Raw genomic sequence first — 12,266 nt, forward strand, 5'->3', positions numbered from 1 at the left:
CCGTGTGCGACACCATGTCCGGATGGAACCGACCACGGACAACCGGCTGGAACTGCGGATCGACGAGGTGCCGGGCCGCGACCCGGCCGAACTGCGGCTGCTGGTCGACGGGGTCGACCTGCTGGCGGTCGGCTTCGACTACCGGACGACCGGCCCGGAGCCGGACGCGCTGCTCGGGGCGCACAGTCCGCTGCTGCCGGGCCCGGAGCCCCGGGAAGTCCGGCTGCGCCGGGGCGGCTGCGGTGAGGAGACCTGCTGCGGCGCGCTGTACGTGACGGTGCGCCGGGAGGGCGGCGCGGTGTGCTGGGAGGGCTGGCGCAACCCGGGCTTCGCGGGCCTGGACCTGCCCGGGTACCGGTTCGACGCCGGGCAGTACCTGGCCGAGGTCGAGCGGGCGGGCGCCGGGGTCGCGGCCTCTCCCGCCCGCAGCGTCGGCCGTCTGCTGGAGGCGGAGCTGGTCCGCCGCCCGGAGCTGCTGGCCGCCTGGGAGTGCGAGTTCCAGGCGGTGTGGACGGAGCGCCGGGCGCCCGACCGGATCGACCTGCTCTTCCACCACCCGCCCGTGCCCGACGGCCGCTACGACCTGCCCCAACTGCAGTTCATGGCCGAACTGACCGTCCCGGCCGGAGGCCCGGAGGTGCTGGCCGCCGAGCTGCTGGAGCGGATCGCCGCGACCGACCCGCGGACCTGGGCCCGGATCTGCGGCGGCAGCGCCCGGAGCGCGGAGCTGCTCGGCTACCCGTGGCCGGAGGACCTCTGATCCGGCCCCGCGGCGGGCGGCGTTCCCCCGGGTGCGTGGGCCGGGCTGCCGGGGCGGCCGGTGGCGGGCAGGCTGGGGGTACTGGCACAGCTGAGGGGTGAGCGCGATGCGGCCGATACTCGTGACGGGCGGTACCGGGACCCTGGGGCGCGTGGTGGTGCGCCGGCTGCTGTCGCGCGGCTGCCCGGTGCGGGTGCTGAGCCGGCAGGCGCACACGCCGGGGGAGCACGGCTGGGCGGTGGGCGACCTGGTGACCGGCCGCGGGGTGGAGGCGGCGCTGTCCGGCGCCGGGACGGTGGTGCACTGCGCGACCACCAACGGCCGGCGGGACGTCGCGGCCACCCGCCGCCTGGTGGAGGCGGCCCGGGCCGCCGGGGCCCCGCACCTGCTGTACGTGTCGATCGTCGGGGTGGACCGGGTGCCGCTGGGCCTCTACCGGACGAAGGCGGAGTGCGAGCGGCTGGTGGTGGAGTCCGGCCTGGGGTGGACGGTGCTGCGGGCCACCCAGTTCCACGACCTGGTGGCGCGGGTGCTGGACGGCCTGTCGAGGGCGCCGGTGCTGCTGGTGCCGCGCGGGGTGTCGTTCCAGCCGGTGGACGTGCGGGACGTCGCGGAGCGGGTGGCGGAGCTGGTCGAGGCGGGCCCGGCCGGGCGGGCGGACGACTTCGGCGGGCCCCAGGTGCGTCCGGTGGAGGCGCTGGCGGCGGACTTCCTGCGGGCCCGGGGCCGACGGCGCCCGGTGCTGCGGGCACCGCTGCCGGGCGGGACGGGGCGGGCGCTGCGGGCGGGCGGCACCCTGGTGTCGGCGCACCCGTTGTCGGCGCACCCGTTGTCGGCGCACCCGGCGGGGCGGACCACCTTCGCCCAGTTCCTGGCGGAGCGGTACCCGGCCTGATCCGCCCCCGCCCGTGCGTCAACCATGGTTGACACCGTCCGTGGTGTCAACCTATGTTGACGGCATGAGCGAGACGACACGGCTCGCGGCCGACGCGAGCAGCGGCGACCCGGCCACCGGCCTGCGGGCCGTCCGGGCCCTGCGCGACCTGGCCGACCGGCTGGAGGACCTCCAGGTCGGCAACGCCCGCCGCAAGGGCTGGTCCTGGCACGAGATCGCGGTCTGCCTGGGGGTCACCCGGCAGGCCGTGCACAAGAAGCACGCCCGACGGGCGGCCGGACAGGGAGGGGACTGAAGGTGTTCGAACGCTTCGCGACGGAGGCCCGCCGGGCGGTCGCGCTGGCCGGCGGGGAGGCGCGCCGGATGCGCCACGACCACCTGGGCGCCGAGCACCTGCTGCTCGGCCTGCTCGCCCAGCCGCAGGACCCGGCCGCCCGGTTGCTCGGCCGGTGGGGCCTCGACCTGGCGGGCGGGCGGCACGCGGTGCTCCGCGCCCTGGGCGGTCACGAGCCGGAGCGCGACGCCGCCGCGCTGGCCGCGATCGGCATCGACCTGGCGGCGGTCCGCGCGGCCGTCGAGTCCGAGTTCGGGCCGGGCGCGCTGGACGGCCCGCCGCCCGCCCGCCGCCCCCGCCGGGGCGGCCCCCGGTTCACCGACCGCGGCCGCCGGGTGATGGTGCTGACCCTGCGCGCGGCCACCGGGCAGCGGGCCCGCCGGATCGAGACCGGCCACCTGCTGCTCGGCCTGCTCCGCGAGGGCGGCGGAACGGCGGTCCGGGTGCTGCGCGACCAGGGCGTCGACCTGGCCGAACTGGAGCGCGCGACGGAAGCTTCGCTGGTGGGCGGCCTGCGGGCGGCCTCATAGCACGGAGTGGTCACAACTGGGGCGCTGCCCGATGAAGGTCGAACGCGCTCCTTGGCCTGGGGGTACCGGTGAGTTAACGTCTTTGAGCCAGCGATCGCTGGGTACAGATCCACATCTCCGGTACAGCGCAGTGTTGTTCTGTCTCACGGCTGGCATGTCCATGCCCTGGCAAGGAGGACCGCATTGACCACCCCCGTGACCACTGGACGCCGTCGGCTGCTCGCCGTACCGGCCGTTCTGGCACTGGCGTTGACAGCCGCCTGCTCCAACAGCTCCTCCGACGGAGGTGGCGGCGGGGGCGGCTCGGCCGCCGCCTTGACGGGTGACTGCGCCAAGTACCAGGCGTACGCGGGCCACTCCGGCACCAAGGTGTCGATGTACGCCTCGATCCTCTCCCCGGAGTCGGACTCGCTGGAGAAGTCCTGGGCCGAGTTCACCACCTGTACGGGCATCAAGATCGTCTACGAGGGCTCCAACGACTTCGAGTCGCAGCTCCCGGTCCGGGTGGCCGGCGGCAACGCCCCCGACCTGGCGATCATCCCGCAGCCCGGCCTGCTGGCCCAGATGGTCAAGTCCGGCAAGGTGGTCAAGCCGCCGCAGCAGACCGTCGAGAACGAGAACAAGTGGTCGCCGGTCTGGAAGGAGTACGGCTCGGTCAACGGCACCTTCTACGCGGCGCCGATGAGCGCCAACATGAAGTCGCTGGTCTGGTACTCGCCCAAGGCGTTCAAGGCCGCCGGCTACGAGGTCCCGAAGACCTGGGCCGAACTGATCGCGCTCAGCGACAAGATCGCCCGGGCCGGCGGCCAGACGAAGCCCTGGTGCGGCGGCATCGGCTCCGGCACCGCGACCGGCTGGCCGGCCACCGACTGGCTGGAGGAGGTCGTCCTCGGCTCCTACGGCGGCGACGTCTACGACCAGTGGATCAGCCACAAGGTGAAGTTCTCCGACGAGAAGATCACCACCGCGATGAAGACCGTCGCCGACTGGATGCAGAACCCGGCCTGGGTCAACGCCGGCTTCGGCGACGTCAAGACGATCGCCACCACCACCTTCCAGGACGCCGGCACCCCGATCCTCAGCAACAAGTGCGCGATGCTCCAGCAGGCGTCCTTCTACCGCGCGCAGTGGCCGCAGGGCACCAACATCGGGCCGGACGGCGACGTCTTCGCCTTCCACATGCCCGCGGTGAACCCGGACGTCAAGAGCCCGGTCGAGGGCGGCGGCGAGTTCCTGGCCGCGTTCTCCGACCGGCCCGAGGTGCAGGCCGTGCAGAACTACCTGTCCACCTCGGAGTGGGCCAGCAGCCGGGTCAAGACCTCCCCGGGCTGGGTCTCCGCCAACCAGGGCGTGGACAAGAGCCTGTACACCGACCCGATCGACAAGCTCTCCGCCGAGTCGCTGACCGACCCCGCGGCCACCTTCCGGTTCGACGCCTCCGACCTGATGCCCGCCGCCGTCGGCTCCGGCGCCGAGTGGAAGGCGCTGACCGCCTGGTTCGCCGAGGGCCAGTCGATCCAGAAGACCGCGGGCGACATCGACGCGGCCTGGCCGCAGTAACCGGACGCCACCGGGCAGCGCGGGCCCGCCCGCGCTGCCCTTCCCGTGCCCCGAGGAAGGACCCTCCGCATGCCCACCGACACCCGGCTCGCCGGGCCGGCGCTCCACCTCGCCGATTCGCTGTGGCAGGACGCGGCGATCAAGTTCGGCAACACCGCGGGCGCCGTACTGGGCTTCCTCGGTCTGCTGCTCGCGGTGTTCTTCGCGGCGGGCCGCGCCACCGGACGCTTCTCCCGGCCGCTGGCGGTCGCGCTGATGCTCGGCCCCGCGGCCGTCCTGCTGCTCATCGGCCTGGTGGTGCCGCTGCTGCGCACCGTCTACCTGAGCTTCTACGACGCCGACGCGGCGAAGTTCGTCGGCGGGAAGAACTACGGCTGGGCGGCGACCAGTTCGCAGATCCACGACGTGCTGCTGAACACCCTGCTGTGGCTGGTGATCGCCCCGATCGCGGCCACCGGGCTCGGCCTGCTGCTGGCCCTGCTGGTCGACCGGCTGCGCGGGCAGTCGGTCTACAAGTCGCTGATCTTCATGCCGATGGCGGTCTCGCTGGTGGCCGCCTCGATCATCTTCAAGCTGGTGTACGAGTCGCGCGGAGCCGGCCAGAACCAGGTCGGCCTGCTCAGCCAGCTCGCGGTCGCGGTCGGCTGGGACGACCCGCCCAACTGGATCCTGTCCCAGCCGCTGAACAACTTCCTGCTGATGGGCGTCATGGTCTGGGTGCAGACCGGCTTCGCCATGGTGGTGCTGTCCGCCGCGATCAAGGCCATCCCGGACGAGATCACCGAGGCCGCCCGGCTCGACGGCGCCTCGGGGGTGCGGCTGTTCGTGCACGTCACCGTGCCGATGATCCGCACCACGCTGGTGGTGGTGCTCACCACCATCATGATCATCACACTGAAGGCCTTCGACATCGTCCGCACCATGACGGGCGGCAACTTCGGCACCCAGGTGCTGGCCAACGAGATGTACTCGCAGAGCTTCGAGCAGTACAACACCGGCCGCGGCAGCGCCCTCGCGGTGATCCTCTTCCTCGCGGTGGCACCCCTGGTGGTCTACAACATCGCCCTGCTGCGCAAGGAGCGTGCGACCCGATGAGCGCCGAGCCCACCCTCGACAAGGCTTCCGGCTCCGGTTCGGGGTCCGCCTCCGGTTCGGAGTCCGCTTCCGGGGCGGGGTCCGCCTCCGGGGCGGGGTCCGCTTCCGGCTCCGGGGCCGGTTCCGGAAAGGCGCCGGGGCGGGGCGGGGCGTCCCGTCCGGACCTGCCGCCGGCCAAGGCCGTCCGCCGGGCGTTCAGCTCCCCGCTGGCCAGTGCCCTGGTGATCGCCGTCACCGTGCTGTGGACCATCCCGACCGTCGGCCTGCTGGTCACCTCGCTGCGGCCCAAGCAGGACGTGGTCTCCTCCGGCTGGTGGGAGGCGTTCGTCCACCCCGACTTCGGGCTGGAGAACTACCGCTCGGTGCTGTTCGAGAACTCGTTCGGCACCTCCGGCGGCCTGATGCCGTACCTGGTCAACTCGATCGCCATCGCCGTCCCGGCCACGGTCTTCCCGCTGGTGCTGGCCGCGATGGCGGCCTACGCGCTGGCCTGGGTGCGGTTCAAGGGCAGCGACACGCTCTTCTTCGTGATCTTCGCGCTGCAGGTGGTGCCGCTGCAGATGTCGCTGGTGCCGCTGCTGCGGCTGTTCTCCGGCGGCGCGCACCTCGGGTCGGTGACGGTGATCCCGGCGCTCAACCTGAAGGACACCTACCTGCCGGTCTGGCTGACGCACACCATGTTCGCGCTGCCGCTGGCGATCTTCCTGCTGCACAACTTCATCGCCCAGCTGCCGCGCGACCTGATGGAGGCGGCGGTGGTGGACGGGGCCTCGCACTTCAAGATCTTCCGGTCGATCGTGCTGCCGCTGAGCGCTCCGGCGCTGGCCTCGTTCGCCATCTTCCAGTTCCTGTGGGTGTGGAACGACCTGCTGGTGGCGCTGACCTTCGCGGGCGGCAACCCGACCGTCGCGCCGATCACCTCCCGGCTGGCCCAGCTGTCCGGTTCGGACAGCAGCCACTGGGAACTGCTCAGCGCGGGGGCCTTCCTGTCGATGATCGTCCCGCTGGCGGTGTTCTTCGCCCTGCAGCGGTACTTCGTCCGCGGGCTGCTGGCCGGGTCGGTGAAGGGCTGACCCGGCCGTCCGGCCGTCCGACCGTCCGACCGTCCGACCGTTCGGCCATCCGCCTGTCCGCCTGTCCGCCTCGCCCGTCCGCCCGTTCGGCCCGTTGGCCGTTCGGGCTGCGGGCTGCCCTTGAACGTGTGCAGACAGACTGATCGGATGCGGAGCGTTCGACTCCTACATGGCTGGAAGTCGTGGTTGTGATGTGAGGGTTCTGCGGACGCGCCGGGGTCGGAGCCGGTAGGACGGAGGGCGGCACTTCTGTCGTTCATCCGGTCATCCGACCTTGGGGGGTTGGCGTGAGGCTCAGAAAACGAATCGCCGGGCTGCTGGTGGGCCTGCTCGCGGCGAGCGGACTGATGGTGGCACCCGCGGCGCACGCGGACACCACCGCCGTCCTCGGCAACAACACCACCGGTACCGCCACCGACTCCGGTGACTCGAACTACATCAACACGTCCCGCTTCGTGACGGGCTCCAACGGCGGCACCGTCAACAGCGTCAGCGTGTACGTCGGCGCCGTCGGTGCCACGCCCAACGACCAGTACCAGGTCGCGGTGTACGGCGACGTGGCCGGCAAGCCCGGCCCGCTGCTCGGCTCCTCCGCCTCCGGCACGCTCACCGCGCACACCTGGAACACCCTGCCGGTCGCCGCCACGCTCGCGCCGAACACGCCCTACTGGCTGGCGTACAACTCCAACGGCGTCTCCGCGGCGGTCAACAACCTGAACTACGCCACCGGCGGCCAGAGCGGCTACTCCACCGGCGGCACCGCCTTCGGGACCTGGCCCAGCAGCTTCGGCGCCGTCTCCACCGGCAACCTCAACTACTCGATCTACGCCACCTACACCCCGTCCGGCGGCGGTGGCGGCACGCCCGGCAGCGGGCCCGGCAACGAGGGCCCGATCCTGCTGGTCACCAACTCGGCCAACCCGTACACCACCTACTACGGCGAGATCCTCAAGTCCGAGGGCCTGAACTACTACAAGACCGCCGACCTGAGCACCGTCACCGCGACCATGCTCAACTCGTACGACGTGGTGCTGCTGGCGGAGAACCAGCTGACCGCCGCCCAGACCACCATGTTCAGCACCTGGGTGAACGGCGGCGGACGGCTCGTCGCGATGCGGCCCGACAAGCAGCTCGCCGGGCTGCTCGGCCTCACCACGACCACCGACACGCTGGCCGACAGCTACCTGAAGATCAACACCACCGCGGCGCCCGGCGCCGGACTGACCTCCGACACCATCGGCTTCCACGGCACCGCGGACAAGTACGCCCTCAACGGCGCCACCGCCGTCGCCACCCTGTACAGCGACACCGCGGTGGCCACCACCAACCCGGCCGTCACGCTGCGCACCGTCGGCACCGGCCAGGCCGCCGCGTTCACCTTCGACCTCGCCAAGTCCGTCGTGCAGACCCGCCAGGGCAACGCCGCCTGGGGCGGTCAGCAGCGCGACAACGTCGACGGCATCCAGGCCAGCGAGATGTTCTTCGGCACCGGCGGACAGCTCAACTGGAATAACCTCGACAAGGCGCAGATCCCGATCGCCGACGAGCAGCAGCGCCTGCTCGCCAACCTGATCACCACCATGGACGCGAGCAAGAAGCCGCTGCCGAAGTTCTGGTACTTCCCGCGGGACGTCAAGGCCGTCGTGGTGATGACCGGTGACGACCACGGCATCGGCGGCACCAGCGGGCGCTTCGACGGCTACGTCGCGCAGAGCCCGGTCGGTTGCAACGTGGCCAACTGGGAGTGCGTGCGCGCCTCGTCGTACATCTACACCGACGACCCGATCACCGACGCCCAGGCCAAGGCCTACTCCGACCAGGGCTTCGAGATCGGCGTGCACGTCACCACCAACTGCACTCCGTGGGGCACCCCGGCCGACCTGCAGAACATCTACACCACCCAGATCGGCGCCTGGAAGGCCAAGTACCCCTCGCTGCCCAACCCGGACAGCACCCGCACCCACTGCGTCGAGTGGGACGACTGGGCGACCCAGGCCAAGACCAAGCTCGCCAACGGCATCCGGCTGGACACCGACTACTACTACTACCCGGCCAGCTTCGTGCAGGACCGGCCCGGCTACTTCAACGGCACCGGCCTGCCGATGAAGTACGCGGACAGCGACGGCAGCACCATCAACGAGTACCAGGCCACCACCCAGCTCACCGACGAGTCCGGGCAGTCCATGCCCTCCACCGTCAACACGCTGCTGGACAACGCCTACAACTCCAAGGGCTACTACACCGTCCTGACCGCCAACATCCACACCGACTACGCCGCCTCCACCGCCTCCGACCAGGTCATCGCCTCGGCCAAGGCGCACGGCGCCCCGATCGTCTCCGGCCGCCAGCTGCTGACCTGGCTGGACGCCCGCAACGGCTCCGCGTTCTCCGGCATGGCCTGGAGCAGCAACACGCTCAGCTTCAGCATCACCGGCGGCGCCAACGGCCTGCGCGCGATGGTCCCGGTCAACTCGGCGTCCGGCACGCTCACCGGCATCAAGCAGGGCACCACCACCGTCAACTACCGCATCGAGACCATCCACGGCATCGCGTACGCCTTCTTCGACGGCAACGTCGGCTCCTACACCGCGACGTACGGCACCGACACCACCGCGCCGACCGTCACCGGTTCGGTGCCGGCCAACGGCGCCACCGGCGTCTCCGCCACCGCCCCGGTCAAGGCCTCCTTCAGCGAGCCCGTCCAGGCGAGCACCGTCAACGGCACCAACGTCACCCTGAAGACCACCGCCGGCTCCACCGCGGTGCCCGGCACCGTCTCCCTGGACGCGGCCACCAACACCGTCACCTTCACCCCGAGCGCCGCGCTCTCGCTCAGCACCGGCTACACGCTGAGCGTCGCCAACGTGAAGGACCTGGCGGGCAACACCCAGGCCGCGGCCTACACCGCGGCCTTCACCACCGCCGGCGCACCGCCGCAGACCATCGGCAACAACGCCGTCGGCAACCAGCTCGACGACACCGACTCCAACCACCTCAACGGCTCCAAGATCACCACCGGGGCCTCCGCCATCGCCCTGACCTCGCTCAACGTGCACACCGGGCAGATCAGCGCGGCGCCCAACAACCAGTTCCAGATCGCGATCTACAGTGACAACGCCGGCTCGCCGGACGCCCTGCTGGCCACCAGCTCGGTCGGCACGCTGAGCGCCAACGCCTGGAACAGCGCGCCGATCACCTACACGCTGGCGGCCAACACCACGTACTGGGTGATCTACAACTCGAACGGCACCAGCTCCACCGTCAACAACATGCACTACAGCTCGGGCCCGGCCGGCTCGGGCGCCTACAGCAGCGCGTCCGTCCCGTTCGGGACCTTCCCCGCGAGCTTCGGCACCGCGGTGAAGGACAACCTGGTGTACTCGCTGTACGGCACCTACTGAGTGCCCTGAGCCGAGTACACCGAGTCCCCCGCCGGGGCGGTCCGGACCACGCGATCGTGGTCCGGACCGCCCCGGCGGCTCGTTCCGGCGGCCTGCTCCGACGGCTCGTTCGGGCGACTGGTTCGGGTGGCCCGTCGTCCCGGGCTGCTGGGGCCGCTGGGGCCGGTGGACCGTCAGAGCGCCACCCCCGCAGGTGCTTCGGAGGGCAGGTCGCCCGCCCGGGCCTTGACCACGAACAGCGCGGAGAGCAGGGCCACCGCGGCGAAGGCCACGCCGACCACGAAGGCGTGCGACACCGCGTACGCCAGCACCTGGTCGGCCCAGGAGCTGCCGGGCGGGAAGGACTGGTGTTCCCGGGCGTACTGCAGGTCGGCCGGGGAGGCGTGGGCCGCGAAGTCCGCCTGCTGGCGGGTGCCCTCGCTGGTCGCCGCCTTGGCGAACACCGTGGTGAGGATCGACAGGCCGACCGAGCCGCCGATCTGCTGCACCGAGTTGAGCAGCCCTGAAGCGGCCCCGGTCTCGTGCGCCGCCACCCCGGACACCGCCATCAGCATCACCGGGACGAAGATCAGGCCCATGCCGAAGCCGAAGGTGACCGTGGGGCCGAGCACGGCCGCCGCGTAGCTGCTGTGCACGTCCGTCCGCGTCAGCCAGCCCAGGCCGGCGGTGACCAGGACCGAGCCGGTGACCATGAAGGGCTTGGGGCCCAGCCGGGCTTGGAAGGCGGAGGCGATCTGGGCCGCGACGATGATCGCCACGCTGATCGGCAGGAAGGCCACCCCGGCCTTCAACGCGCTGTACCCGAGGACCCGCTGCACGAAGAGCGTGACGTAGAAGAAGATGCCGAACATGGCGGCGGCCAGGCAGAGCATCATGATCAGGCCGCCGGTGCGGTTCCGGTTCCGCAACAGGCCCAGCGGGGTGATGGGTTGGGCGGTGCGCCGCTCGATCAGCACGAAGGCGAGCAGCAGCGCGGCGCCGACCGCGAAGGAGGCGATGGTCACGCCGTCGCCCCAGCCCGCCGCCGGGTCGGCCGCGTGGATGAACCCGTAGACCAGGCCGACCAGGCCGAGCGTCGAGGTGAGCGCGCCCGGCAGGTCGAAGGTGCCGGCCCGGCGCTCGGACTCGTCGATGTACTTCGGCGCCGCGAGGGCGATCAACGCGGCGATCGGCACGTTCACGAAGAACACCCAGCGCCAGTTCAGGTACTCGGTGAGCACGCCGCCGGCCAGCAGGCCGATCGCCGCGCCGGAGCCGGCCACCGCCGAGAAGACGCCGAACGCGCGGTTCCGCTCCGGCCCCTCCTCGAAGTTGGTCGCGATCAGGGCGAAGGCCGTCGGTGAACAGATCGCCCCGCCGATGCCCTGCAGCGCGCGGGCCGCGAGCAGCATGCCGCCGTTCTGCGCGAAGCCGCCGAGCAGCGAGGCCAGCCCGAACAGCAGCACGCCGACGACGAACACCCGGCGGCGGCCGAGGATGTCACCTGCCCGCCCGCCGAGCAGCAGCAGGCCGCCGAAGGTCAGCGTGTAGGCGTTGATCACCCAGGACAGGTCGGTGGTCGAGAACTTCAGCGCGTCCTGGATGTGGGGGAGCGCGATGTTCACGATGGTCGCGTCCAGCACCACCATGAGCTGGGTGGCCGCGATGACGGTGAGGGTGATGTTCCGGCTCCGGCCCCGCCCGGAGCCGGGTGGAGCGGATGCGCTGAGCATGTCGGAGATAGCCACTGATGTGCCCCCTGCTGGCCGTTGCCGCTCTTCGATAAAGTGTGCTCGCCGATGCGAACAGTGAACGCCCGCGTTCACTGTGTAGACCATAGGCCCGCACCGATAGTGAACGCAACCGTCTTTTAGGGTGGATGACGATGGATCAGCCGGATCAGCCGGATCGCCCGGACCGTCCGCTGCGGCACCGGCCGGCCGACGCCCCCGAGGGGATGGCGGGCGGCCCGGGAGCGGCGGGCGGCGCGGCCGGGGCGGCGGTCCCGCAGCGCCGGCGCGGGAAGGCCCTGGAGGCGGCGATCTTCGAGGCGGCGCTCGACCAGCTGACCTCCGGCGGCTTCGCCCGGATGACCATGGAGGGCGTGGCCGGGGCGGCCCAGACCGGCAAGGCCGCGCTCTACCGACGCTGGAACTCCAAGGGCGACCTGGTGGTGGACGCGCTGGCGGCCGCGCTGCCGCCCGTCACCGACGTCCCCGACCTCGGCTCCGTCCGGGCCGAGCTGTGGCACGTCATCGAGGCCTACGTCCGGGTGGTGGACTCGCCGATCGGTGCCGCCGTCCACGCCCTGATGGGCGAGCTCGACCAGGAGCGCGCCGACTCCTTCAAGGGCTTCCTGCAGGACCGGGTGATCGCACCGACCACCGAGGTGGTCCTCGGCATCCTCCGCCGCGGCGAGGCCCGCGGCGACGTCCGCCCGGGCGCGGCGGTGCCAGCGGTCGCCGACGTGCTCCCGGCCATGCTGCTCTACCGCGCCAAGCTCTGCGGCGGGGTGGTCGACGAGGCGTTCGGCGTCGACCTGCTGGAGCTGGTCCTGCTGCCGATGGTCCGGCCGTAACGGCGGCGGGGGCGTCGGCGCGGCGGCGTACGCTGATGGGGGCGGGGAGGCCCGGTGCGCC

Annotated in this window: 10 protein-coding genes; 9 read left to right on the forward strand and 1 reads right to left on the reverse strand. The window is 71.6% G+C overall.

Annotation, left to right across the window (positions count from 1 at the left end):
- Positions 1 to 22: 22 nt before the first annotated feature.
- From HUT16_RS24975 to HUT16_RS25010, 8 genes are all read left to right on the forward strand, one after another.
- Positions 23 to 760, forward strand: a complete 738-nt coding sequence (locus tag HUT16_RS24975; RefSeq protein WP_176190298.1) for a hypothetical protein — start codon at positions 23 to 25, stop codon at positions 758 to 760.
- 106 nt (positions 761 to 866) lie between these two features.
- A complete protein-coding gene (locus HUT16_RS24980) occupies positions 867 to 1,655 on the forward strand; it encodes an SDR family oxidoreductase (RefSeq protein ID WP_176190299.1) in 789 nt (262 codons plus the stop codon).
- Positions 1,656 to 1,719: 64 nt separating this feature from the next.
- The gene (locus HUT16_RS24985; protein WP_033253887.1) at positions 1,720 to 1,950 is read left to right on the forward strand and encodes a hypothetical protein; all 231 of its coding nucleotides are present in this window, start codon (positions 1,720 to 1,722) and stop codon (positions 1,948 to 1,950) included.
- Positions 1,951 to 1,952: 2 nt separating this feature from the next.
- On the forward strand, positions 1,953 to 2,519 hold the full coding sequence (locus HUT16_RS24990; protein ID WP_176190300.1) for a Clp protease N-terminal domain-containing protein: 567 nt from the start codon (positions 1,953 to 1,955) through the stop codon (positions 2,517 to 2,519).
- 183 nt (positions 2,520 to 2,702) lie between these two features.
- Positions 2,703 to 4,079 carry an ABC transporter substrate-binding protein gene (locus HUT16_RS24995; protein WP_176190301.1) on the forward strand — a complete coding sequence of 459 codons (1,377 nt, stop codon included), beginning with the start codon at positions 2,703 to 2,705 and terminating at the stop codon, positions 4,077 to 4,079.
- A gap of 69 nt (positions 4,080 to 4,148) precedes the next feature.
- Positions 4,149 to 5,174: a carbohydrate ABC transporter permease gene (locus HUT16_RS25000; protein WP_176190302.1), complete on the forward strand. Its 1,026-nt coding sequence runs from the start codon at positions 4,149 to 4,151 to the stop codon at positions 5,172 to 5,174.
- Positions 5,171 to 6,247, forward strand: coding sequence for a carbohydrate ABC transporter permease (locus HUT16_RS25005; protein WP_254897979.1), 1,077 nt, complete (start codon positions 5,171 to 5,173; stop codon positions 6,245 to 6,247). The genes HUT16_RS25000 and HUT16_RS25005 overlap by 4 nt, the downstream gene beginning before the upstream one ends.
- Before the next feature lie 287 nt (positions 6,248 to 6,534).
- Positions 6,535 to 9,648, forward strand: a complete 3,114-nt coding sequence (locus HUT16_RS25010; RefSeq protein WP_176190303.1) for an Ig-like domain-containing protein — start codon at positions 6,535 to 6,537, stop codon at positions 9,646 to 9,648.
- A gap of 173 nt (positions 9,649 to 9,821) precedes the next feature.
- On the opposite strand, the gene HUT16_RS25015 is transcribed toward HUT16_RS25010, so the two are convergent.
- A complete protein-coding gene (locus tag HUT16_RS25015) occupies positions 9,822 to 11,360 on the reverse strand; it encodes an MFS transporter (RefSeq protein ID WP_176192862.1) in 1,539 nt (512 codons plus the stop codon).
- Positions 11,361 to 11,512: 152 nt separating this feature from the next.
- Between HUT16_RS25015 and HUT16_RS25020 the strand changes: the two genes are divergently transcribed.
- Positions 11,513 to 12,205 (forward strand): TetR/AcrR family transcriptional regulator, encoded by a 693-nt coding sequence (locus tag HUT16_RS25020; RefSeq protein ID WP_176190304.1) that lies wholly within the window; start codon positions 11,513 to 11,515, stop codon positions 12,203 to 12,205.
- Positions 12,206 to 12,266: the final 61 nt, after the last annotated feature.

Source organism: Kitasatospora sp. NA04385, assembly GCF_013364235.1.
GTDB lineage: Bacteria > Actinomycetota > Actinomycetes > Streptomycetales > Streptomycetaceae > Kitasatospora.